Genomic DNA, 21930 nt, shown 5'->3' with positions numbered 1-21930 from the left:
TCAGGACGCCCTGGTCGGGATCTCGCGATAGACGTTGCGCACGTAGGAGGTCCAATGGGGGGTCACGCGCTTCGTCCACTCGGTGGGCGGCTGCATCGCCTTGTAGGCGTCGGTCTCGAGCACCTCCGGGTCTTCCAGCTCGTAGAGCGCGAGGTACTTCGGCTCGCCCTCGACGCTGACGAACCGCCGTGCCGACAGGAAGCCCGGGCACCCGAGCCGCTCCGGGACGTGCTCCTCGTCGTACCAGCGGTTGAAGTCCTCCTCGTACGCCGGATCGATGTCGATCATGACGAGCAGCAGGCCGGTGCCCCGATCGCTCATGGTGAGCCTTCCTCTGCGGAGTTCCCGATCCCGGCCGGCAGGGGGCCGGCCAGGGTGTACGCGTCCTGCACGAGGTCCATGACCGCGGCCATGTCGGTGAGCGACGCCAGCGGCGGCTCACCTTCCCTGACCCGGCGCAGGACGTCCCGGACGAAAACCGGGTAGTGCGGAACGTTGGTGGTGTGTGCCCGCACGTGCTCACGGGCACCGTCGGCGCGGAGGACCTCGACGTCCTCCGGCCCGGTGGCGATGAGGTAGTGGTCGCGCGCAACGATGCTGAACCGCATGTCGAACGTCGAGTGCGGGCCGGGCAGCAGATAGCCGGTCTCGACGTGGAACGTGCGCGCACCGCTGCGCAGACTCACGAGTGAGTGGTCCTCGATCGGCAGCCCGTGGGCGGCGTTCGACATGACAGCGCCTGCCACCTCGACCCCGGGACCGAAGAGCACCCGTGCGAGATCGAACATGTGCACGGAGAGGTTGATCGTGCACCCTCCGCCGGACTGTGCGGGGTCGAGCATCCACCCGCAGCCGGAGTCGAGGTACCGCTGGGGCGTGCCCGCGATCCAGCGGAACGACAGATAGTCGATCTCGTCGTCGGCGAACCGCTCGCGCATCACGCTGAGCAGCTCGCTCTGCCGCCACACGAAGGGCACCGCCGCGAACGCACCCTCGGCCTCGGCTCGACGGGCCAGGCAGCGCACCTGCTCCGCGTCGGTGCCGCACGGCTTCTCCATGGCGAACGGGATGCCGCGGTCCAGCAGGTGCTCGGCCTCCCCCACCATCTCCGTGTGCGAGCCCAGTGCCAGCACGAAGTCGGGCCGGACGTCGTCGTAGAGCTGCTCGTCGGAGACCGACCACGCGCAGCCCAGCCGCTCACCCAGGCTCTTGGCCACGCTCTCGTCCCGGTCGCTCACACCGGCCAGCTCGACGTCGGACAGCTCCAGCAGGGTCGGGAGGTACAGGTCGAGGTGCCAGTGCGACGCACCGACGACGGCCACGCGCAGGGGCTGCGGGGACGGGGTCATCAGATGGACCGGTTGATTCCGCCGTCGACGACGATCGTCTGCCCGGTGACGAACCCCGCCCGCGGCGAACACAGGAAGGCGCACAGGTCGGCGATGTCCTCGGGTCTGCCGACGCGGCGTACCGGGATCCGCTCGGCGTAACGCCGCAGCTGCTCGTCGAGGTCGACCCCGGCGCTCGCGGCCGCCTTGCCCTGCACCTCGCGCAGCCGGTCGGTGAGGATCGGCCCCGGTGCGATGTTGTTGACCGTGACGCCCGCCGGGGCGAGCTCGTCGGCCAGCACCTTCGCGAGCACGGTGACGCCTGCGCGGTTGGCCTCGGAGATCACCAGCTCGCTGATGGGTTCCTTGGTGCCGTACCCGGTGAGGTTGACGATCCGGCCCCGCCCGGAGGACCGCAGGTGTGGTTGCGCGGCGCGGATGAGCCGGACGGCGCTCATCAGCACGCCCTCGTGCGCCGCGTCCCAGGCGGCGTCGTCCAGGTCGGCGAACCGCCCGGCGGGCGGCGGCCCGCAGTTGACCACCAGTAGGTCGAGCCCGCCGAGGAGCTCGACGGTCTGCTCCACGAGCGGGCCGATGTCGGCGGCCGAGCCGAGGTCGGCGGCGACGCTGCCGGCCGCACCGATCTCGGCCGCGGTGGCCTCGAGCTTGCCGCGGTCGCGGGAGGAGATCACGACCCGCGCCCCCTCACCGGCCAGCGCCGCTGCGCAGGCCCGGCCGAGCCCCTGGCTCGCGGCCGTCACGAGCGCGCGGCTCCCGGCGAGTTCCAGATCCATCGCGTGCCTTTCCTCGAATGTCCGAACCTGCGGTCAGGTGCCCTGTCCGCCACCGAGCGGCAGCGCCGCCACCGCGGCGGCGTCGGGCGGGTAGACGGTGCGCAGCGCGCCGCCCTGCCACTGGACGAGGATCGGCACGATGTACTTGTTCGCCCCGGTCCCGTCGAACCCGACCTTGCCCGGCGGCACCGCCGATGCAGGGCCCTCGGTGAAGTCGGTGGTGACCAGCGCCTGGCGGATCAGCGCCGGGTCACAGGTGGCGCCCGACTCCATCAGCTGCGCGAGCGCGTGGACCGCCGCCCACGACTCGCCGGCCTCCTGCGGCATGAACACGCCGTACTTCTGCTGGTAGGCCGCGGCCACCTCGGGCACGCCGGGGAGTTTCAAGTCGGCGTTCCAGGCCGCCGACGCCATGATGCCGTCGGCGGCAGGGCCCAGGGCCGCGGAGAACTGCGGGGTGAGCGCACCCCCTCCACCCGACGTGGCGATCGGCGTCGTGACACCGCGGGAGCGCAGACCCCGGATGATGAGCGACAGGTCGGAGACGTTGCCACCGAGCACGATCACGTCGGTGCGTGCGTCGGCGAGCCTACTCACCACCGCCGTGGCGTCGGAGAGCCCGTTCGGGAACGTCACCTGCTCGCGCACGTCGAGGCCCTGCGCCTGCGACCCGGCCACGATCCCGGCGCTCTGCGCCTTGGTGGAGGCGTCGTCGCTGCCCGCCACGGCGACCGTCCGCAGGCTGCGGCTCTGCTCGGCGAACACGCCGGCCACGGCCTTCATCGTCTCCGTGCCGAACGCCGATGCCTTCGGCGGGATCTGGAACAGGTAGTGGTAGCCCTTCTGCGTCAGCTCGTCGACGAACGACTGCGTCAGCAGGGGGACCTTCCGGGTCTCGGTGGCGATCACCGTCGTGAGCGTCATGCTGCTCAGGTAGGAGCCGACCACGGCCGACATGTCGTTGCCCTGCAGCATGTTCTCGGTGACGGTCTTGGCCTGGCCGGGGTTGTCGGAGCTGGTGTCGCCGCTGACGATGCTGATCTTCGCGCCGTGCAGCGCCCGGATCCCGCCCGCCGCGTTGATCTCGTCCGCGGCGAGCAGCATGCCGTTGAGCGAGTTCTGGCCGTTCTCCGCCCACACGCCGCTGAGTGGGTAGGGCGCGCCGATCTTCACGCCGGCGTCGCAGTCCACCGCGCCGCTGGACCGGTCCTGGAACGCGATCCCGCCGCTGCACGCCGTGGCGGCGGCGAGCAGGATCGCGGCCACGACCGCACCCGGCAGCCGGAGTCTCACCGGGCAGCACCCGCGGGCTGCGCCGGGGGCGCGCCCACCAGGAACGAGCTCAGGAACTGCAGCGAGGCCCCCAGCCGTTCCCGCTGGTCGGCGACGCCGGGGTAGTTGTCGAGGCCCTCCACGGAGAGCCGGTACGGCTCGGCGCGCTCGTCCTGGGCCACGAGCACGCCCATCAGGGAGGTCAGGTCGGCGACGCCCTCACCGGGGTAGCACCACTGCACGTCGAACCCGCGGCGGTGGAACCGGTCCTCGACGTAGCGCGACTCGATGCGGAAGTCCTTGGCGTGCCCGGCGGGCGCGAGCGGGGCGAGCCTGCTGATCACGGTGAGCGGGTCCTGCAACGAGGAGATCGGGTTGATGAGGTCGAGGAAGACGGCCACGCGGTCGCTCCCGACCCCGTCGATGATCTCCACGTACTCCTCGGCCGTGAAGTCGGAGTGGTTCTCGAGCAGGATCTGCACGTCACCGGGCACCTCGTCGACGGCCCGCCGCAGCACGTCGGTGACATAGCGCTGCTCCGCGACGATGCGATCCGGCGTGCCCATGAGTTCGTTGCGGTAGAAGCCGGAGGAGACACGGGCGAACGGGCTCCCGATCGCCTCGGCCAGCTCCGTCCAGCGCCGGATGCGCTCGACGCCGGAGTCGACGCTGTCGCCGTTTCCCGCACGGCCGACCACGTCTCCGGAGAGCGTGATCTCCAGGCCGAGGTCATCGGCGAGTCCGCGTAGCGCCGCCAGCCCGGCCGCGGGCCGGTCGGCGACGTGCACGGCGTTGAACTGCACGAACGCCGCGCCCAGATCCGCGACCTCGCGGAGCACGTCCTCCAGGCGGATCTCGCCGGTGGCGAGGCGGCAGTGGTACGAGAGCGTGTCCACGCCCAACACGATGTGCACGGCCGGTGGTCCCTTCTTCGAGCGTTGCCCCGCTGGGTCCTTGCAGTGCGCCGCCTCGGCGGGCGGCGGAGGTTCTCAGCCGGCGGCGAGCCAGCCCTGGATCGACGCCGCGATCCCGTCGCTGTCGGGGAGGAGGCCCGCCACCAGGCTGGGCGCGGCCGGGACCCGTGTGTCGGGCAGTCCCAGGCGCAGCGCCGGGCTGCGCAGCGCCACCCCGGATCCCGCGACGCGCGCCACCACCTCGGCCCCGAATCCGCCGGTCACGTTGGCCTCGTGCAGCACCGCGAGCCGGCCGGTGCTCCGGACCCGCTCGATCACGTCCTCCGTGGGGAACGGGTTGAGCCAGGGCAGCTCGAGCACCTCCAGCGACACCCCCTGCTCCGCGAGCGTGGACGCGGCCGCCACGGCCCGTGCCGTGATCGCCCCCCAGGTGACGAGCGTGGCGTCGGACCCCTCGTGGCGCACCCGCAACCCACCGGGCGGTTGCACGGGTCCGCCGAGCACCACCTCCTGCTTCCCGGCGCTGTAGAGCGTGCGGTTCTCGATCACGATCGTCGGGTCGTCGCAGTACACGGCGGCGACCAGCAGGTCGTAGGCGTCCTGGGCGGTCCACGGCATGCACACCCGCAGGCCCGGAACGTGCAGGAAGAACGCCTCCAGGCTCTGGCTGTGCTGGGCGCAGGCCCCCGGGGCGGAGCCCTGCTGGGTGCGCACCACGACCGGTGCCCGCAGCTCCCCGCGGCTGACGTAGTGCACGTTGGCCAGCTGGTTGACGATCTGGTCGAAGGCCACCAGCGAGAAGTCGGCCCACATGATCTCGACGATGGGACGGCGGCCGAGCATGGCCGCGCCCACGGCGGAGCCGAGGATCGCCGACTCGCTGATCGGGGTGTCGAAGACGCGCTCACCGAAGTCACGGCGCAGCCCACGGGTGACGCCGAAGACACCGCCCGGCTTGGCGATGTCCTCGCCGTAGAGCAGCGTCTCCGGCAGCTCCTCGAGGCAGCGACGCAGAGCCGCGTTGACGGCCTCACCGTAGGTCAGCTTCGCGACGGTGCCGTCCGCCTGCGACGGGCGGAGCGCGGTTGCAGAGATCTCAGACATAGAGGTGGTCCTTCGCGGTCGCGGGGTCGGCGAGCGGTGCGGCGAGCGCCTCGGCCGCCGCCCGCTCCATCTCCGCGCGGGCGTCGCGCTCCGCGCCCTCGATCACGGTCTCGTCCACGCCGGCGGCCCGCAGCTGCCCGCTCAGCTTGGCGACGGGCTCCCGCCTGCGGGCCTCATCGAGCTCGCCGGGCCTGCGGTACTGCTCGGCATCACCGATGTAGTGGCCGACCAGCCGCGCGGTCATCGCCTCCACCAGCGTCGGCCCGCCGCCCTCCCGGGCCAGCTCGACGGCATCACCGAGCCGGTCGCGCACGACCGCGGGATCGTTCCCGTCGATCCGCTCGCCGGGGATGCCGTAGGCCGCGGCGCGCCGGTAGAGGACCGCGTCGCGCACCATCTCGTCGATGGGGGTCAGCTCCGACCACGTGTTGTTCTCGCAGACGAACACGACGGGCAGGTTCATGGCGGCCGCGAAGTTCATCGCCTCGTGCACCGCGCCCTGGTTCATCGCGCCGTCGCCGAACACCGTGATGGCCACGCGCCCGGAGCCGTCGAACCGGCCGGCCAGCGCCGCTCCCACCGCGATCGGCGCCCCGGCCCCGACGATGCTGTTCTCGCCGAAGAAGCGGTGGGCGGGGTCGCTGAGGTGCGCTGATCCGCCTCGGCCCCCGTTGGTGCCGGTGGCCCGGCCCAGTACCTCGCCGAACAGGGCAGCGGGCGCGGCGCCGCAGGCCATGGCCCAGCAGTGCCCGCGGTAGGTCGCGAAGACGGCGTCGTCGGGGCCGATCAGCCCCGCCGCGCCGACCGCGATGGCCTCCTGGCCGATGCCCAGGTGGATCGAGCCGACGGCGTCGCCCGCGAGCCGCAGATCGCGGACCTTCTCCTCGAACGCCCGCATCCGCCAGACCTGGTGCAGGTCGGCCAGAAGCTGCTCGGTCGGCGCGGCCGGGGCGCTCACGGGCCCGGCTCCCTGGTCAGGGGCGCGTGTGCGCGGACGTGTGTCATCGGTGTGACTCCGATCGGGGTCGGTGCGGGGAGGCGGTGCAGATTCGTCGGGGCAGTGGGAACGTCAGCCGACAGCGAGGCTCTGGCCGCCGTCGACGGCGAGAGCCACACCGGTGATGAACGCGGCCTCGTCCGAGGCGAGGAAGAGCGCGGCATGGGCGACGTCCCACGCCGTGCCCATCTTGTTGCGCAGCGGCACATGCTTGTTGCGCTCGGCGATCACCTGCTCGCGCGTGGCGCCGCCGCGCCCCACGCGGTTCTCGATCGCCATCGGGGTGTCCATGAGGCCGGGCAGGATCACGTTGGCGCGGATGCCGTGGGCCGCGTTCGTGATCGCGATGTGCTCGGTCATCGTGACGACGCCCGCCTTGGAGGTGCGGTAGGCGACGTACGGGTAGTTGATGTTCGCCGCGATCGACGAGATGTTCGTGATCACCCCGCCGCCCTGCTCGCGCATCACGGGGATGGTGTGCTTGCAGGTGAGCACCATGCCCTGGAGGTTGATCGCCATGATGCGGGCGAACGCGTCGGCTTCGATCTCGGTGATCGGGGCGTCGCCGCCCGCGATGCTCACGCCCACGTTGTTGTGCAGGATGTCGATCCGGCCGAAGCGCTCGACGCACGTGGCGACCATCGCCGCCACGGCGTCCTCGTCGGTGACGTCGGCCCGCACCGCGAGTGCCTTGCCGCCCTCGGCCTCGATCTCCGCGACCGTGTCCTCGGCGGCTGAGAGGTCGCGGTCGGCCGCGAGCACCACGGCGCCCTCCCGAGCGAGCAGCACGGCCGTGGCCCGGCCGTTGCCCGCTGTCTGTCCGGGCGTCTGGCCGGCGCCGACCACGACCGCCACCTTGCCCGCCACGCGTTGTCCCATGTCGTCGACCCCTTCGTCGCGCGTATCGCCGGACTCCTGACTAGCGGAGGAACTCCTCGACCCGCTCCGCCCCGAGTCCGATCTCCGCGTAGTGCCGCCGTGCGTTCTCGATCTTGGTGAAAACGTCCTCGTACCCCGTGGCCCTGCCGTCGGGGTCGACGTAGACGTAGCTGCCCGTGACGTGGAAGAGCGTGATCATCTCCGCGACGCCGTCCGGCACGACCAGCGTGTGGGTCTCCCCCGGCGGCTCGAAGGCGTAGCCGCCCTCGGTCGCCTCCCAGTCGTGCTCCAGGTAGTGCCAGCGCCCGCGCAGCGTGAACGAGTGGACCGGACCGGCGTGGCGGTGTCGCGAGAGCACCCCGCTGCGACGCACCCTGAGAAGGTTCACGAAGTAGCCCTGCGACGGCGAGAGCAGCAGAGGGCGGAACGCGACGTCGGGCGCCTGCGGCACCCAGAGCCGATCGTCCGCGTCCAGATCGAGGGCACCCGGTACGACCAGGTCGGAAACCATGGCGAACGGCTGCCGTCCGCGGAACGGAGCGAGGGCGTCAGTGCTCATCGCGTTACCTCGGGTTTCAAATTATGAACCCTTGCATCACTACGTGAAGAACGGTAACCATGTGGGCGGCACCGCGTCAACGACCCAGACGACGCCACGAACGATGGAGTTCAAACCGATGGCTCTCGTTCCCTACCTCTCCGAATCCGACCTGTCCGAGGCCGACCGGCCGCTCCTGGCCCGCCCGATCAACCTCTTCCGCGCCCTCGCCAACTCCCCCGACGGGCTGCGCCACTTCTCCGTGCTGGGGCAGTGGATCCGCCACGGCTGCGAGCTCGACCCGCGGCTGCGCGAGCTCGCGATCCTGCAGGTCGGGCACCTCACGGCCAGCCCGTACGAGTTCAGCCACCACGTGAAGATCGGCTACGACTTCGGCGTGTCCGACGACGACATCACCGCCGTCCTCGCGTCCACCGCCGGGCGGGAGCACGGACTCGGCTCGGTGGAGACGGCCGTGCTCACCGCGGCCAGGCAGATCACCACGGACGGCCGGATGGCCGACGACACCTGGGCGACGCTCGAGGAGCACCTCGGCCGGCCCCGGCTGGTCGACCTGGTCATCATCATCTCGTTCTACAACGCGGTGATCCGCATCCTCGGCACCCTGCAGATCGACGTCGAGCCCGACTACGAGCGCTATCTCGAGGCCTTCCCGCTCCCCGATCAGCCGCCCGTCCGCAGTTCCGCCGACGGACGGGCGGCTGGGGATGCATCGGGCAACGGCCATCGGGAGAGCGCCGGCTAGAGACCGAGGTAGGCCCGCTTGAGGTAGTCACTTTCCAGCAGTTCCTCACGGGAGCCGCGGAAAGTGACTGCCCCGGTGGTCAGCACGATGGCCCGCTCGATCACCTCGAGGGCCTGCGTGGCGTTCTGCTCGATGAGCAGGATCGACACGTCGAGCTCGCGGTGGATGCGGGCCAGCCGCTCGAACATCTCCTCGACGATCACGGGTGCGAGTCCGAGCGAGGGTTCGTCGAGCATCAGCAGCCGCGGCTTCGACATCAGGGCGCGGCCCACCGCGAGCATCTGCTGCTCGCCGCCGCTCAGCGAGCCGGCCAGCTGCGTCGCGCGTTCCGCGAGCTTCGGGAACAGGTCGAAGACCTCGTCGAGGAGCTGGGCCCGCGACACCGCAGGCGGCGTCGCGTAGGCGCCGAGGGCGAGGTTGTCCCGCACCGTGAGCGACGGGAAGACCCGCCTGCGCTCCGGCACGTGGGCGATCCCCGCCGCTGCGATGCGGTGCGGCGCGAGGCCGAGCACCGAGGTATCGCCGAGCGAGATCGCGCCCTCGGACGGGCGGACGAGACCGGAGATCGCCTTCAGCAACGTCGACTTACCGGCGCCGTTGGCGCCGAGCACGCCCATGAACTCGCCGGGCCGCAGCTCGAAGGACACGTCGACAAGCGCCCGGATGTTGCCGTAGGCGACCGAGAGCCCGTCCACCCGCAGCGGGGCCGCCGCGGCCGACGCCGATCGGCCGGCCCGCGCCGACCACGGGACCCTCATGACGGCTCTCCGAACGTCCGGGCCGCCTGCGGGCCCAGGTAGGCCGCCACCACCTGCGGGTCGCGCATGACCTCCCGCGGCGCACCCTGCGCGATCAGCGCCCCGTGGTCGAGCACGAGGACGCGGTGGCTCAGCTCCATGATCACCTTCAGCACGTGCTCGATGACGATGATGGTCAGGCCCTGCGCGCCCAGCTGCCGGACGACGCCGATGATGTCGAGGGTCTCCTCCTGGTTGAGACCGCTCATCATCTCGTCGAGCAGCAGCAGCCGCGGCCGGAGCGCCAGCGCGCGGGCGATCTCCACGCGCTTCTGGTCGGCGAGGGGAAGGGCGCCGACCTCGGCGTTCATCAGCGACCCCATGGACAGCAGCTCCGCCACCTCGTCCGCCCGGCGAGCCGCCGCGGTCAGTGACCGGCAGACCGTGCTCGCCGCCAGCGTGACGTTCTCCGCCACGCTCATCGCCCGGAACAGCCGCACCGCCTGGAACGTACGGGCGATGCCGAGCCGGGCCACCCGCTCAGGCGGCAGACCGCTGACGACGGTCTCCCCCAGCGTGATCGTGCCCGATGTGGGTCGCACCGCTCCGGCCACGGCGTTGAAGCTCGTGGTCTTGCCTGCGCCGTTGGGCCCGATGATCCCGAGGAGCTCACCCTCGGCCACCGAGAAGCTCACGGCGTTCACGGCCACCAGGCCGCCGAAGCGCACGGTCAGCTCGTCGACCTGCAGCAGCGGTGCGCCGGTCGGCGCCACCGGAACGGCGGGTGTGGTCATCCGGCGCTCCCCTCGCGGGTCGCGGCCGCTCCCGCGGGCCGGGGGGCGGCGGCCGGCGGCGGGGAGGCGATCCCCGCTTGTCGCGCCCGGCGGCGCAGTGACATGAGCCCGCGGGGCTCCACCCACAGGATCACGAGCACGACCAGCGCGTAGACCACCAGGTTGAACCCCGCCGGGTACGCGGACAGCTGCGAGTTCAGCAACTGCTGCAGCGGCACGAGCAGCACGGCCCCGATCACCGGACCCCAGAGCCTGCCGGCCCCGCCGACGAACGCGATCACCGCGATCTGCGTGGCCAGCGCGGCACCGAAGGCGCTGTCCGGGTCGATGAACCCGATGTACTGGACGTACACGGATCCGGCCAGCGCACCCGGGACGGCGCTGATGGCGAGCCCGGCGAGCTTCACCCGGAACGCCAGCACGCCGCAGGCCTGGGCGGCCTCCTGGTCGACGGCGACGGCCCGCAGCTGCAGGCCCAGCCGGGAGCGTTGCACCAGCCACCCACCGGCGAACGCCAGCGCCGCCAGCACCAGCGCGATGTAGTAGAAGACGAGCTTGTCCGAGAAGGCGAACGAGCCCGGGTCGTCACCGAGCAGCGGGAGGGTGAGACCGACCTCGCCGCCGGTGAACTGCTCGTAGTGGCCGGTCAGGATGGCGAAGACCAGCGTCAGGGCAAATGTGGCGAGTGAGAAGTAGATGCCGCGCAGGCGCAGGGTGACCGCGCCGAGGAGCAGGGCGACGACGACCGCGATCACCACGCCGAGCACGAGCCCGACGTAGGCGTTGCCGCCGTACTCGGCCTGCAGGAGCGCCGAGGAGTAGGCACCCAGGCCGAAGAAGATGCTGTGGCCGAAGGAGATCTGGCCACCGAAGCCGCTGATCACGTTCCAGCCCAGCGAGGCGGCCATGAAGATCAGCGTCAGGGTGGCGACGCTGAGGACGAAGTACGTCTGGATGAACCAGAGCGGCAGGCTCGCGACGAGCACGAGGACGGCGACGCTCACGCCGCCGGTGGAGCGCGCCGCGCGTGTGATCCGGCGGTCGCGCCCGATCATGCGTGGGCCCTCCGTCCCGCGAGGATGCCCTGTGGGCGGAACACCAGCACGAGCACGAACGCGAGGAACAGTCCGACGTCCTGCAGGTCGACGGCCACATAGATCGCGGTGACCTGCTGGATCACCCCGACCAGGAGTCCGGCGACGAACGCGCCGACCACGTTGCCGAGCCCGCCCATCACGACTGTGACGAAGGCGATGATCAGGAAGCTGCCGCCGGTGGTGGGGGTGACCGGGTAGTAGGTGGCGAGCACGCAGCCTGCCACCCCGGTGAGCATGATCCCGACGCTGAAGCTCACCGCGTACACGCGGTCCGGATCGATGCCGACCATGGCCGCCATGTCCCTGTCGTCGACGGTGGCCCGGATCGCCTTCCCGTACAGCGTGCGCTGCAGGGCGTAGTAGAGGATCAGGAACACCAGCAGCGCGATCAGGAACGACACCAGCCGCGCCTGCGCGATGAACACCCCGAACACGTCGTAGACGCCGGGCAGCACGCCCTGCACCGCGCGTGGGGCCGGGCCGAACAGCATGAGCAGCCCGTTGGAGATCAGAATCGACACTGCCAGCGTGAGCACGAGCTGGCCGTGCTGGGCATCGACCGCGCTGATGCCGGTGATCGACAGCGTCCGCCGGACGATGACCCGATGGACGATCGCGCCGAGCAGCAGCGACCCGATCGCCACGGGCACGATGCCCAGGAGCGGGCTCAGGCCGAGCCATGTGAAGAGCAACACTGCCCCGAACATGCCGAGCGTCACGAAATCGCCGTGGGCGAAGTTGATGACCCGCGTGATGCCGAAGATCAGGGTGAGGCCGCTGCTGAAGAGCCCGTACAGCCCGCCCACCAATATCCCGCTGACCAGGGTCTGCACGAGTGTCGTCACCACGTGATCACGCTCCACCGTTGGACCGAGGATCGAAGACCGGGACGCGAATTTCACAATATGAACGCTAAGAATGTGTTATGAAGACGCTAATCACACGTCCGAGTGGGCGTCAAGACCTTGCAAGCCCTTTGCTTGCTTAGCGTCAAGCAATTAATATCCGATCCATGCTTCGCTCCCTGCCCGCCGGTGGTTCGATCAAACAGGATCAACGACAGGGCGAGGAGCCCCTACCGCGGCGCTGGACCGTCTTCGCCGTGATCGCGATCGCCCTGCTGATGGCCTCGATCGACCAGACGTCGGTGGCCACGGCACTCCCCGCGATCCAGAACGACCTCGGCGGCTCCCTCGCGTGGAGCAGCTGGACGATCACCGTCTACGCGCTCGGCCAGATCATGTCCATGCCCATCGCCGGCAAGCTGAGCGACCAGTTCGGACGCAAGACGATCTTCCTGGTCGCGATCACGATGTTCACCGTGACCTCGCTGTGCGCGGGGATGGCAGGCGACATCGCCACCCTCATTGTCGTACGCGTGTTCCAGGGCCTGGCCGCCGGAGCGATCGTGCCGTCGGCCACGGGCATCGTCGCCGACCAGTTCGGGCGCGATCGCGACCGGGCGATCGGGATGTTCACCAGCATCTTCCCGATCGGCGCGATCATCGGGCCCGTCGTCGGCGGCGTGCTGGTCACCTACACCTCATGGCGGGCGATCTTCCTGATCAACCTCCCATTGGGCGTGCTGCTGGTGATCCTCGTGGCCGTCCTGATCCGCACGACGCCGCGCACCGCGGCCGCCGCCCCCATCGACCTGCGGGGGATCGGGCTGCTCTGCGGGCTGCTGCTGTCCACGATGACCGCGATCACCGCGCTGGGCACGCCGGGAAACCTGCGTCTGCAGATCATCGCGGCCTCGATCGCAGCGGTGGTGGCGGCGGTTCTCTGCTGGCGGTTCCTGCGGCACGCCAGCCGGGATCCCCATGCCGTGGTGCCGATGCGGCTCCTGCGCGGCCGCACCTTCGGAACGATGAACACGGTCAACGTGATGTTCGGCGCGGCGGCGCTCGGGTTCGGCACCCTGGTGCCGATCTATGCCGAGGACCGCTACGGCATCGCCCCGCTCGCCGCTGGCGGCCTGCTGGCGATCCGGGCGCTCGGGATGATCAGCCTCTCGGGGCTGTCGGTGTTCCTGCTGCGCCGCACCGGCCACCGGATCCTCATGGTCGCAGGCTTCGTCCTCATGACCGTCGGGCTGGTACTGCTGGCCCTGCCCCCTCAGGGCCTCTCCCCGCAGGCCTGGCTCTCGATCGCCGCGGGGATCACCGGTCTCGGCATGGGTATGGCCGCGCCCGCGAGCAACAACGCGTCGCTGCACCTCGCACCCCGCGAGATCTCGGCCATCACCGGGCTGCGCGGGATGTTCCGCCAGTCCGGCGCGATCGTGTCGATCACGGTCACCACGGCAGTGCTGTCGGTCAGCACATCGCCCGGGATCACGCAGGCCTACGTCTTCGGCGTGTTCGCCGTGATCCTGCTGGCCGCCGTCCCGCTCATCATCTCGATGCCCGACCACCGCGGCAGCTGGTGAACCGATCGCGGGGCCGTGCCCGCGGGTAACGTGCCGCCATGGACACCGTGCGCGGGGTGCTGATCGACATCGACGGCGTGCTGACGGTCTCCTGGGAACCGTTGGACGGCGCCGTCGACGCCCTGCGCGCCATCCGTGATGCCGGGCTCCCGGTCGCGCTGGTCACCAACACGACGTCCCGCACACGGCGGCGGATCGCCGCCACGCTCGCGGACGCCGGGTTCCCGGTGAGCCGACAGGACGTCCTCACCGCACCGGCTGCCACGGCCGCGTACCTGCGCGAGCACCGTCCTGATGCGACGTGCCTGCTGCTGAACAGCGGTGACGTCGACGAGGACCTCGAGGGCGTGCGGATCGTCTCGGGGCCCGGCGCAGAGCCGGACGTCGTGGTGCTGGGCGGGGCCGGCCCCGAGTTCGGCTACGAGGCCCTCAACGACGTGTTCGGCCACCTCCAGCGCGGAGCCGAACTGATCGCCATGCACCGCAACCTGTTCTGGCGCACCGACGCCGGGATGCAGCTCGACAGCGGCGCGTTCCTGCTGGGGCTGGAGCGTGCGGCGGGCACCGAGGCGGTGGTGCTCGGCAAACCCGCGGAGGCGTTCTTCGCCGCCGCGCTCCGCAGTCTTGGCGTGAGCGCCGGGGAGGCGGTGATGATCGGCGACGACGTGGAGTCCGATGTGCTCGGCGCGCAGGCCCACGGGCTCACCGGGGTGCTCGTGCGCACCGGGAAGTTCCGCCCGGACGCCGAGGACGGCATCGACGGGCATCGCCCGCAGCACGTCGTCGACTCGATCGCCGACGTGCCCGGGCTTCTCGGCCTGGGCTGAGCGCGATCCCTAACCGCCACACCGCCGCGAGACATCGTCGAGTCGTGCGAGCTCCCGGTCCGTGAGGTCGAGCTGCATCGCAGCAGCGCTCTCCTTCGCCTGCTGTGGCTTCGACGCTCCGGGGATGACCACGACCGTCTCGCCGTAGAAGCGGATCAGCCAACTCAGCGCGACCTGCGCCGCGGACACCCCGTACGCACGGCCGATCGCGCCCAGCTCGTCGATCAGCGGTGCGGTGCGCGCGAGTCCCCGCGCTCCGAGGCCGGTCATCGTCCGCCGAACCCACGGCAGCGAACGCACGCGGGCGGGGTCGGCGTGGAACACCCCGGTGAGGACGCCGGACCGCAGCGGCGAGTACGCGATGAGCGTGATCCCGAGACGGCGCGCGGTGTCCAGCACGCCGTTCCGCTCGACGGTGCGGTGCAGGAGGCTGATCTGCACCTGGTTGGAGGCGAGCGGCACCCCCTCCGACCCCAGCAGCGCATTCGCCTTCTCCATCTGGCGTGCCGAGAAGTTGCTGACGCCGACGGCGCCCACCCGGCCGGCCCGGGCGAGCCGCGCCATCTCCACGAGCTGGCGGGACACGGGCGAGAGGCTGCCGTAGGGCATGTGGATCTGGTGGAGGTCGATCGGGTAGCCCTGCAACGACGCGACCCGGGCGTCCAGCGTTCGGCCGATGCTCGCCGCCGTGCGGCCCGCCGGCGCCCATTTCGTGGCGATCGTGACCGAGCCCGCTACGACCTCCCGCTCGCGCAACGCCGTGGTCAGCGCCCGCTCCGACCGTCCACGGCCGTACATCTCGGCCGTGTCGAACCAGGTGATCCCCCCGTCCAGCGCCGCGCCCACCACCGAGGTGACCGTCGACTGGTCCAGCGCCCGGTAGAAGCGCTCGACAAGCCCGGATCCCGAGAACTGCATGCAGCCCAGGCCCACCGGCGTGATCCCGACCCCGGTCGCCCCTAGTCGTCGCATCATGACCTCTCCCCTCGTATGAGACATCAGTGTCTCAACACGAGACGAATCGGTCAATGAATGAGACGTCCGTATGCTCATCCGCATGGTCCGGCAGTCATCCATCCACGATCGCGTCGCCGCGGGCATCCTCGACACGGCAGCCGACGTACTCGCCAGGCGCGGGGAGGCGGCGAGCATGGCCGAGATCGCCGACGCCGCGGGCGTCGGGCGTGCCACTCTCTACCGCTACTTTCCGAACCGGGACGCTCTGATCCGAGGGTTGACCGCGGCGGCGGTGACGGAGCTCTGCGACCGGATCGCCGACGCCGAACTGGACACCGTCGCCGTGCCCGAGGGAGTCGCGCGGGTCACGCGGGGCTTCATCGGTGCGGGCAGCAAGTACGGCGCTCTCCTCCAGACGCTGCGCAAGCAGCCCGCCGACCAGGCCGAGCTCGACAAGAAGCTCGGCGAACCGGTACGCGAGCTGCTCCGCCGCGGGATCGCCGACGGCACGCTTCGGGCCGACGTCCCCGTGCCTGTGCTGTTCGATCTCTTCACCGGCCTGCTGGAGCGAGCCCTGCACCTGGTGGTGCGGGAGGAGCTCGGGGTGGAGCAGGCGAGCAGCGCGATGGTCACCGTCTTCCTGGACGGCACCCGCACCGGATAACGGTCAGCGACCGGCGCCCAGCTCTTTCCCCACGGCAGCCAGCGCGCGGGCGAGCAGCGTGCCGGAGCCGGGGTCGGGCGCGCCGCCCAGCACCACCCCCGCCACGCCCTCGACGGTGAGCAGCGCCCGGGCGTAGCGCACAGCCGCCTCGACGCCGGCCGACACCGGATCGGCGGCCCGGCGGACCGACTCGACGTACCCGGCCGGGAGCACCGCGGCGGCGAAGGACGACATGAGCGCCGCCCCGTACTCGTCGACGATGAGGGGTACACCCGGCAGTACGGGGATGTCCGCACCCGCTCTGCGCGCGGCGTCGGTGAAGGCGGCGACGTCCTCGACCTCTCCGCAGAACTGGAGCAGGCATATCTGGGCCCCGGCCCGGACCTTCTCGGCGAGGCGGCCGGCGCGGTGTGTGACCGGCGGAGCGGCCGGCGACTCCGCGACGGAGACGAGCAGCCCGGCCGCCCGGGCCAGCGGGACGAGCTCGTGCGACTCCAGGTCGAACACCGGCATCGCGTCGGGACGGTGCCCGCTCTCCGGGTGGTCCCCCGTGACGCAGTGGACGGCCACCACTCCGGCATGAGCGAGCGCGGCGATCTCCCCCTCCAGCGCGACCCGGTTGCGGTCGCGGCAGTTGAGCCCGGCCCAGACCGGGAGACCGTGCTGCTGCACCAGCAGCGCGCGATACGCCGGCGGGTACTGGACCCTCGCCGCAGGCGAGTCTCCCGTCGTCACCGCGTCGACCGTCCCGCGCATGACGTCGGCCGTCTCGGCGATCGACCGGACGTCGAGCGGGACAGTGGGCATCTCCGCGACGATCACGGGCCGCCGGCGCATGAGAGCGCGGAACTCCCGTCCTGCGGCACCGGGCCCGCGAGCAGACGCCGCACCGGCCCAGGGCACGATCGGGTCGTCGAGGAACACGCACGGCTCGGGGGCGATCTCGCACGAGCCGTCCGGGCCCACTCCCCCGCACGGCCCGTAGGTCATGCGCTTGGGGCAGCCGCGACCAGGGGCGACGGTCACGGCCGGGCGCCCGGCGCCTGTCCGCCGGAATCCAGGGCCGGGTGCATCCCGGCCTGGCCGGCGGCCCGGCCGATCCACTCGTACAGCGCGCCGTCGGCGTCCGCGGCGAGCGGGCTCGTGCACCGGCCGTCGGCACTCGCCAGGCGGCCTCCCACGTACACCTGCTTCAGGTTGCGCAGCCCGCACGCCATCACGTACGTGGCGTAGACGTCCCAGACCGGGCCCGTGCCGGGCGCCCGGTGGTCGACCACCACGAAGTCGGCGAACTTGCCGACCTCCAGGCTGCCCACGCGATCGGCCACCCCGAGCACCTCCGCCGAGCCGAGCGTGTGCATCCGCAGCACCTCGCGCGGCAGGAGCACCGAGGCATCGGTGTGCAGCGCGCGCATCGTGTACATGCCGATGCGCATGTTGCCGAACGGGTCGGACTGGTCGGTGCACGACTGGTCGTCGAGCCCCATCCCGATGCGCATCCCCGCGCGGGAGTACCGCACGACGTCGGCGATCCCCGACCCGAGCCGCCCGTTCGACGTGGCCTGCCAGACCATCGCGCAGCCCGCCTCCGCCGCTGCCGCGACCATCTCGTCGGTGGGATGCACGAAGTGGCCGAGCAGGAGGGCAGGACCGAGCACCCCGGCGTCGGCGTACCAGGCGAACTTCTCGCGCTGCACGTCGAGTTCTTCGGCGGTCTCGAGGAAATGTGCCTGGTTGCCGATCCCGTGCTCCCGCATCACCCGGGCCTCCAGCTCGGCGGTGCGGGGCGTCGCTGCCCACTGCACCGATCCGAAGACCGAGGCGCCGAGGTGCTGGTCGGGCGGCGTCCGACCCGCCGAGGCCGCGACCATGTCCGCGAACTCCGCGAACACCTCGCGTTCGGGCCCGGCGTCGTCGTCGAGCCGGATCGCGTTGACGACGCGGAGCCCGGCATCGGCCGCGCCGTCGAACTGGCGGGTGAGGTACTCGGGCGGGTGCACCCCGTCCACGGTGCCCTTCCCGGTGGCCGGGTCGAAAGCCCGGCTGACCCGCGACTGGGTGAAGTTGTACGCGGTCGTGATGCCGCAAGCGAGGAAGTCGAGTGACCCGTGCACCGTCGACCAGTACATCGCCTCGGCGTCCGCGTGCCGGAACACCTCCGACATCGCCCGCAGCCAGGGATAGAGGGTGGAGTCCGGAGCGATGCCGCGCAGGCCGGAGGTGAACAGGTGCGAGTGGGCGGAGACGAAACCCGGCGCGACGATCGCCCCGCCGGCGTCGAGCACGGCCGAGGCGGGCCCGGCGGAGTGCTCCGGGGGCGGGTTGCCCGGCCCGATCCCGCTGATCCGCCCGCTCGCATCAACCCGCATCCAGCCGACGAACCAGTCGGGCTGCCCGTCGCTCCCGGCGTCCGCCATCGGCAACAGCACGGCGTTGACGACGGTGAGGGGGAGCATCCCGCTCACCTCGTGGTGAAGCGGGCGGCCTCGCCGATCACCTCGGTGAGCCGAGCGACGGCCAGCTCGAAGAGCAGCTTGCCGTGCTCCGCGGTGGCTCCCGTCGGGTCGCCGATGTAGCCGTCCGGGCCGAAGTCGTCACTGGTCCAGCCGAACGAGACCGGTTTGCCGAACCCGATCAGCTCGAACTCACCCAGCCTCTCCGGCACCCGACGCTCGGCCAGTTCGAGATGTACCAGCTCGGGGCGCAGGTGCAGCATGAGCGAGGTCTCGTTGTGCCCGCCGTGCACCCCCATCCCCAGCTCGGACGTGACGGATCCGCCGCCGCCCTGGTCGACCGGCACCGACAGGTGCGCGAAGAAGGTACGGAGACCGAAACGCCTGCGGATCTCCCGGCACGCGACCTGGCCCAGCGCGGAGTTGCCCCCGTGGCCGTTGACGAAGAGCAGGCGGGTGATCCCCGAGGTCTGCAGGGACCGGCCGATGTCCACAAGGGTGCGCATGAGCGTGTCCCACGACAGCCAGATCGTGCCCGGCGACCAGTGGTGTTCGTCCGACTTCGTGTAGGCCAGCCCGGGGAGCAACACCACGGATGCGGAGCCGTCGCGCGCGACCGCCGCCACCGCGGCCTCGGCCGCCTCCGTGGCGGTGACGTAGTCGGTGGACACCGGGAGGTGCGGACCGTGCTGTTCGACGGCCCCGAGCGGCAGCACCGCCACCGTGTCCTCGGGCAGTTCCGCGATCCGAGGGGCGGTGAGGTCGACGAACCGGGGAACGATGGGCTGCATCGATTCGCCCGCAAGCGCGCTCATCACCGCACCCCGATGTTCACGCGGGTGTCGACGGGTGGCGTCGCTGTGAGCTTGCCGGGGTTGAGCAGGCCCTTGGGGTCGGTGCGGCGCGCGGTCTCGATCGCCAGCTCGACGTGACGGTCCACGTACCACTGGTGCGGCGAGTGCACCCCGATCCCCATCGCCTCCAGCTCGGGGACACCGGCGAGCACGGCCTCCTCACCGCGGTAGCCGGCCACGACCATCGCCCCTGGTCCGTGCTTGAACAGCTCGAGATGCAGGTGCACCGGCCCGGGGTAGACCGCGCGGACGGCGTCGGGGTCGTCCCAGAGCGGGGCACCGCTGGTCTCCATGTGGAAGAAGCTCCGTTCGGGACGGGACCGCTGGAGGAACCAGACCGGATGGTTGTAGGACATGCCCGAGAGCCGGTCGGTCTCGGTGTAGTCGGCGAGCACCGCCACCACCTCTCCCCCACCGCCGCGGATCCGGTCGGTCAGTTCGTCCACCGTGGACGCCTCCGCGATCACCCGCAGGCTGTGCAGCTGTGGGTCCAGGGCCACCGAGGCGGGCAACGTCGGCACGAGCGCCGGCTCGTCGGCCGAGGCCAGGCGCGGCAGCCGCGGAAGATCGAGCAGCGAACGGTGCACGGCGACGAGCGAGGCGTAGGAGGGGAAGGCCGCATAGACCGCGGTCCAGTCGCGCGCCGGATCGGTGCGGATCTCGACGTCGACGAGGACTCCGGTGACCCCGTAGGTGTGGATGTAGGGGATCAGCTCCTCGCCGCGCACAGTGACCGTCTCGCCACTGCCGTCCATGGGAGCGACCGTCGCCGCGACGACACAGCCGTCGCTCGTCGTGCCCTTCTCGATCGTGCCGGTACCCGCGCTGCCACCGCCGACGAATCCGCCGATCGTCGAACTCTTCGTGGACGGGAAGATCCAGATGTCGCGACCCGCGGCGCGGGCCACCCGGTCGATCGCGGTCATCCGGGCGCCCGCGCCCGCGGTGACCGTGCCACCGTCGCCCACGGTGATCGTGTCCAGGCCGCGCAGGTCGAGCAGGATCCCGCCGTCGAACGGCGTGGCCTGCCCGTAGTTGCCGGTGCCGGCACCCCGCGGCGTCACGGGTACGTCGTGGTCGAAGGCGACCTTGAGCACGGCCGGGACGTCCTCCGGCCGGGCGGGGCGCACGACGACATCGGCGAGGTAGCGCCCCGGCGGCACCTTCTCCTGCAGGATCGGCGACATCCGTGACCAGTCCGAGGAGACCTTGGTGATCAGCGCGGGGTCGGTGGAGATCGACCCCGCGCCGAGCCGCTCCAGGGCGGCCGCGGCGGCCGCGGTGCGTTCGGCGATGGTGGCCACCCGGTCAGCCCATCTTCATCGTGACGTCGGGATCGATGAACTCGTTGGTGTAGAGGCTCGTCGGGTCCGGCACCGCCGTGATCGTCCCGTTGTGCTGCAGAATCGGCCCGAAGGTGCTCACGATCTGCTGCATGCGGGTGGGGTCGAGCCGGCCGAACACACCGGACGCGGGGTCGTTGGTGACGAAGCCCTGCTCGACCTGCGCCTTGGCGGAGAAGTCGGCGACGCCGGCGGAGTACGTCCAGCCGGTCTGGTAGGCGTTGACCAGGTCGACGATCAGCTGGTTGGTCGGCGCGGGGTTCGTCAGGTAGTCGATCTGGGCCTGCTGCATGATCGGCACGAGCTTCTGGAGGCAGGGCCGCAGCGCGTCGAGTTTGTCGGCGCGCACGGCGAGGGGCTCGGGGTAGATCGAGTAGCCGACGTCGGCCAGCTTCTCCGAGCCCACCGGCTTGCGCCACTGGGCGATCTCGTTCTGGTAGATGTAGGGCTCCGCCGTGGCGAAGCCCTGCTGCAGGATCTTCGGGTCGGACACGAACCGGGCGGGTGTGCCGTCGTAGCTGGTGTCGGACTGGGCCGGGGTGATGATGCCCTGCGACTCGAGCAACGCGGGAATCACGTCGCCGGAGGTCACCACGGGCGCGCCGGTGGCGGCGATGTCACGGATGGTGGACTTTCCGGGGTAGGTCGCGGGGTCCCACATGAGGATCTGCGGGCTGATCGTCATCTGCGAGGTCACGGCGACGGTGGGCTGCGAGGCGGCAGCGCTGATCGCCTCGTCGGTGTTCACCGCGCCGAGCACGATGGAGTCGTCGAGGTACATCAGGGCGGGTACCGGCTGGAAGCCGACGTTCGGCCCGCCGGGGCGCACCTCGATGTCCACCCCGGTGTCGACGCCCTGGGCCACGAGCGACCCCGTCACCGACTTGGCGGCCGCGTCGATCGTGCGGTCGGCGCCGACGAGGCTGTACATGGCGCCGTGCTCGGCCTCGGGCTGCCAGTCCTGCTGCATCACCACCGTGGCGGGGCACACGCCGGCCAGATCGAGCGGCCCGCCCGCGGGTGCGGCCGGGGCGGCGGGTGCGGCGCTCGCGCCCGACGTGTCGGCGGTTCCGCCGCCGCAGGCGGTGAGGGCGAGCGCGGCGGCCAGGGCCGTCGTGGCGAGCGCGGTCCGCCGGCCACTCGTCGTTCTCATCGGGGACATGGGAGCTCCAGGGGGGCGG

23 protein-coding genes are annotated in these 21930 nt (G+C 71.1%); 4 read left to right on the top strand and 19 right to left on the bottom strand.

The annotated features are described in order from the left end of the window. The 9 genes from ABD743_RS26110 to ABD743_RS26070 form a co-directional block, all read right to left on the bottom strand. Positions 1-321, bottom strand: coding sequence for a DUF4286 family protein (locus ABD743_RS26110; RefSeq protein WP_344724856.1), 321 nt, complete (start codon positions 319-321; stop codon positions 1-3). Further along, a complete protein-coding gene (locus ABD743_RS26105; RefSeq protein ID WP_344724855.1) occupies positions 318-1349 on the bottom strand; it encodes a Gfo/Idh/MocA family protein in 1032 nt (343 codons plus the stop codon). The genes ABD743_RS26110 and ABD743_RS26105 overlap by 4 nt, the downstream gene beginning before the upstream one ends. Beyond that, positions 1349-2122, bottom strand: a complete 774-nt coding sequence (locus tag ABD743_RS26100) for an SDR family oxidoreductase (protein WP_344724854.1) — start codon at positions 2120-2122, stop codon at positions 1349-1351. The genes ABD743_RS26105 and ABD743_RS26100 overlap by 1 nt, the downstream gene beginning before the upstream one ends. A 33-nt stretch (positions 2123-2155) precedes the next feature. After that, positions 2156-3415: an ABC transporter substrate-binding protein gene (locus tag ABD743_RS26095; RefSeq protein WP_344724853.1), complete on the bottom strand. Its 1260-nt coding sequence runs from the start codon at positions 3413-3415 to the stop codon at positions 2156-2158. Beyond that, entirely contained in the window at positions 3412-4290 is an 879-nt protein-coding gene (locus tag ABD743_RS26090) for a sugar phosphate isomerase/epimerase family protein (RefSeq protein WP_344724852.1), read from the bottom strand. The genes ABD743_RS26095 and ABD743_RS26090 overlap by 4 nt, the downstream gene beginning before the upstream one ends. A 93-nt stretch (positions 4291-4383) precedes the next feature. Then, positions 4384-5412: an alpha-ketoacid dehydrogenase subunit beta gene (locus ABD743_RS26085; protein WP_344724851.1), complete on the bottom strand. Its 1029-nt coding sequence runs from the start codon at positions 5410-5412 to the stop codon at positions 4384-4386. Further along, positions 5405-6370, bottom strand: a complete 966-nt coding sequence (locus ABD743_RS26080; RefSeq protein WP_344724850.1) for a thiamine pyrophosphate-dependent dehydrogenase E1 component subunit alpha — start codon at positions 6368-6370, stop codon at positions 5405-5407. Before ABD743_RS26080 ends, ABD743_RS26085 begins: the two co-directional genes overlap by 8 nt. A gap of 111 nt (positions 6371-6481) precedes the next feature. After that, the gene (locus tag ABD743_RS26075) at positions 6482-7288 is read right to left on the bottom strand and encodes an SDR family NAD(P)-dependent oxidoreductase (RefSeq protein ID WP_344724849.1); all 807 of its coding nucleotides are present in this window, start codon (positions 7286-7288) and stop codon (positions 6482-6484) included. A gap of 40 nt (positions 7289-7328) precedes the next feature. Continuing rightward, positions 7329-7847, bottom strand: coding sequence for a 2,4'-dihydroxyacetophenone dioxygenase family protein (locus ABD743_RS26070; RefSeq protein ID WP_344724848.1), 519 nt, complete (start codon positions 7845-7847; stop codon positions 7329-7331). Positions 7848-7965: 118 nt separating this feature from the next. On the opposite strand from ABD743_RS26070, the gene ABD743_RS26065 reads away from it, so the two are divergent. Next, positions 7966-8592, top strand: coding sequence for a carboxymuconolactone decarboxylase family protein (locus tag ABD743_RS26065; RefSeq protein ID WP_344724847.1), 627 nt, complete (start codon positions 7966-7968; stop codon positions 8590-8592). On the opposite strand, the gene ABD743_RS26060 is transcribed toward ABD743_RS26065, so the two are convergent. Genes ABD743_RS26060 through ABD743_RS26045 form a run of 4 tightly spaced genes read right to left on the bottom strand, consistent with a single transcriptional unit; the run spans position 8589 to position 12068 of the window. Beyond that, positions 8589-9350 carry an ABC transporter ATP-binding protein gene (locus tag ABD743_RS26060; protein WP_344724846.1) on the bottom strand — a complete coding sequence of 254 codons (762 nt, stop codon included), beginning with the start codon at positions 9348-9350 and terminating at the stop codon, positions 8589-8591. The genes ABD743_RS26065 and ABD743_RS26060 overlap by 4 nt on opposite strands. After that, on the bottom strand, positions 9347-10123 hold the full coding sequence (locus ABD743_RS26055) for an ABC transporter ATP-binding protein (protein WP_344724845.1): 777 nt from the start codon (positions 10121-10123) through the stop codon (positions 9347-9349). Before ABD743_RS26055 ends, ABD743_RS26060 begins: the two co-directional genes overlap by 4 nt. Continuing rightward, positions 10120-11178: a branched-chain amino acid ABC transporter permease gene (locus tag ABD743_RS26050; protein WP_344724844.1), complete on the bottom strand. Its 1059-nt coding sequence runs from the start codon at positions 11176-11178 to the stop codon at positions 10120-10122. The genes ABD743_RS26055 and ABD743_RS26050 overlap by 4 nt, the downstream gene beginning before the upstream one ends. Continuing rightward, positions 11175-12068, bottom strand: a complete 894-nt coding sequence (locus ABD743_RS26045) for a branched-chain amino acid ABC transporter permease (RefSeq protein ID WP_344724843.1) — start codon at positions 12066-12068, stop codon at positions 11175-11177. The genes ABD743_RS26050 and ABD743_RS26045 overlap by 4 nt, the downstream gene beginning before the upstream one ends. Before the next feature lie 164 nt (positions 12069-12232). On the opposite strand from ABD743_RS26045, the gene ABD743_RS26040 reads away from it, so the two are divergent. Both ABD743_RS26040 and ABD743_RS26035 read left to right on the top strand, forming a co-directional pair. Continuing rightward, positions 12233-13651 (top strand): MFS transporter, encoded by a 1419-nt coding sequence (locus ABD743_RS26040; protein ID WP_344724842.1) that lies wholly within the window; start codon positions 12233-12235, stop codon positions 13649-13651. A 38-nt stretch (positions 13652-13689) separates the two neighbouring features. Then, positions 13690-14478 carry a TIGR01458 family HAD-type hydrolase gene (locus tag ABD743_RS26035; RefSeq protein ID WP_344724841.1) on the top strand — a complete coding sequence of 263 codons (789 nt, stop codon included), beginning with the start codon at positions 13690-13692 and terminating at the stop codon, positions 14476-14478. Positions 14479-14487: 9 nt separating this feature from the next. Here the strand turns inward: ABD743_RS26035 and ABD743_RS26030 are convergent, their stop codons facing one another. After that, positions 14488-15453 carry an aldo/keto reductase gene (locus ABD743_RS26030; protein WP_344724840.1) on the bottom strand — a complete coding sequence of 322 codons (966 nt, stop codon included), beginning with the start codon at positions 15451-15453 and terminating at the stop codon, positions 14488-14490. An 82-nt stretch (positions 15454-15535) separates the two neighbouring features. Here ABD743_RS26030 and ABD743_RS26025 point away from each other — a divergent pair, with 82 nt between their 5' ends. Next, entirely contained in the window at positions 15536-16099 is a 564-nt protein-coding gene (locus ABD743_RS26025) for a TetR/AcrR family transcriptional regulator (protein WP_344724839.1), read from the top strand. Positions 16100-16102: 3 nt separating this feature from the next. On the opposite strand, the gene ABD743_RS26020 is transcribed toward ABD743_RS26025, so the two are convergent. The 5 genes from ABD743_RS26020 to ABD743_RS26000 are packed head-to-tail and all read right to left on the bottom strand — an operon-like array spanning position 16103 to position 21902. After that, positions 16103-17125: a methylenetetrahydrofolate reductase C-terminal domain-containing protein gene (locus ABD743_RS26020; RefSeq protein WP_344724838.1), complete on the bottom strand. Its 1023-nt coding sequence runs from the start codon at positions 17123-17125 to the stop codon at positions 16103-16105. Continuing rightward, positions 17122-18555: an amidohydrolase family protein gene (locus ABD743_RS26015; RefSeq protein ID WP_344724837.1), complete on the bottom strand. Its 1434-nt coding sequence runs from the start codon at positions 18553-18555 to the stop codon at positions 17122-17124. The genes ABD743_RS26020 and ABD743_RS26015 overlap by 4 nt, the downstream gene beginning before the upstream one ends. A 5-nt stretch (positions 18556-18560) precedes the next feature. Then, positions 18561-19367 carry a creatininase family protein gene (locus ABD743_RS26010; protein WP_344724836.1) on the bottom strand — a complete coding sequence of 269 codons (807 nt, stop codon included), beginning with the start codon at positions 19365-19367 and terminating at the stop codon, positions 18561-18563. Next, positions 19367-20710, bottom strand: coding sequence for an FAD-binding oxidoreductase (locus ABD743_RS26005; protein WP_344724835.1), 1344 nt, complete (start codon positions 20708-20710; stop codon positions 19367-19369). The genes ABD743_RS26010 and ABD743_RS26005 overlap by 1 nt, the downstream gene beginning before the upstream one ends. Before the next feature lie 4 nt (positions 20711-20714). Next, a complete protein-coding gene (locus tag ABD743_RS26000) occupies positions 20715-21902 on the bottom strand; it encodes an ABC transporter substrate-binding protein (protein ID WP_344724834.1) in 1188 nt (395 codons plus the stop codon). Between the last annotated feature and the right edge of the window lie 28 nt (positions 21903-21930).

The sequence above is a fragment of the Pseudonocardia yunnanensis genome, from assembly GCF_039534065.1.
GTDB lineage: Bacteria > Actinomycetota > Actinomycetes > Mycobacteriales > Pseudonocardiaceae > Pseudonocardia > Pseudonocardia yunnanensis.
Note: the sequence above shows the minus strand (reverse complement) of the source record. Positions and strands in the feature narration are given on the sequence as shown.

What these genes read in the sequence shown, in the direction of transcription:
- ABD743_RS26000 (WP_344724834.1), bottom strand. Translation starts at nt 21,902, where the DNA reads ATGAGAACGACGAGTGGCCGGCGGACCGCGCTCGCCACGACGGCCCTG.
- ABD743_RS26055 (WP_344724845.1), bottom strand. Translation starts at nt 10,123, where the DNA reads ATGACCACACCCGCCGTTCCGGTGGCGCCGACCGGCGCACCGCTGCTG.
- ABD743_RS26110 (WP_344724856.1), bottom strand. Translation starts at nt 321, where the DNA reads ATGAGCGATCGGGGCACCGGCCTGCTGCTCGTCATGATCGACATCGAT.
- ABD743_RS26105 (WP_344724855.1), bottom strand. Translation starts at nt 1,349, where the DNA reads ATGACCCCGTCCCCGCAGCCCCTGCGCGTGGCCGTCGTCGGTGCGTCG.
- ABD743_RS26075 (WP_344724849.1), bottom strand. Translation starts at nt 7,288, where the DNA reads ATGGGACAACGCGTGGCGGGCAAGGTGGCGGTCGTGGTCGGCGCCGGC.
- ABD743_RS26060 (WP_344724846.1), bottom strand. Translation starts at nt 9,350, where the DNA reads ATGAGGGTCCCGTGGTCGGCGCGGGCCGGCCGATCGGCGTCGGCCGCG.
- ABD743_RS26070 (WP_344724848.1), bottom strand. Translation starts at nt 7,847, where the DNA reads ATGAGCACTGACGCCCTCGCTCCGTTCCGCGGACGGCAGCCGTTCGCC.
- ABD743_RS26015 (WP_344724837.1), bottom strand. Translation starts at nt 18,555, where the DNA reads ATGCTCCCCCTCACCGTCGTCAACGCCGTGCTGTTGCCGATGGCGGAC.
- ABD743_RS26100 (WP_344724854.1), bottom strand. Translation starts at nt 2,122, where the DNA reads ATGGATCTGGAACTCGCCGGGAGCCGCGCGCTCGTGACGGCCGCGAGC.
- ABD743_RS26040 (WP_344724842.1), top strand. Translation starts at nt 12,233, where the DNA reads ATGCTTCGCTCCCTGCCCGCCGGTGGTTCGATCAAACAGGATCAACGA.
- ABD743_RS26050 (WP_344724844.1), bottom strand. Translation starts at nt 11,178, where the DNA reads ATGATCGGGCGCGACCGCCGGATCACACGCGCGGCGCGCTCCACCGGC.
- ABD743_RS26035 (WP_344724841.1), top strand. Translation starts at nt 13,690, where the DNA reads ATGGACACCGTGCGCGGGGTGCTGATCGACATCGACGGCGTGCTGACG.
- ABD743_RS26025 (WP_344724839.1), top strand. Translation starts at nt 15,536, where the DNA reads ATGGTCCGGCAGTCATCCATCCACGATCGCGTCGCCGCGGGCATCCTC.
- ABD743_RS26030 (WP_344724840.1), bottom strand. Translation starts at nt 15,453, where the DNA reads ATGATGCGACGACTAGGGGCGACCGGGGTCGGGATCACGCCGGTGGGC.
- ABD743_RS26065 (WP_344724847.1), top strand. Translation starts at nt 7,966, where the DNA reads ATGGCTCTCGTTCCCTACCTCTCCGAATCCGACCTGTCCGAGGCCGAC.
- ABD743_RS26085 (WP_344724851.1), bottom strand. Translation starts at nt 5,412, where the DNA reads ATGTCTGAGATCTCTGCAACCGCGCTCCGCCCGTCGCAGGCGGACGGC.
- ABD743_RS26010 (WP_344724836.1), bottom strand. Translation starts at nt 19,367, where the DNA reads ATGAGCGCGCTTGCGGGCGAATCGATGCAGCCCATCGTTCCCCGGTTC.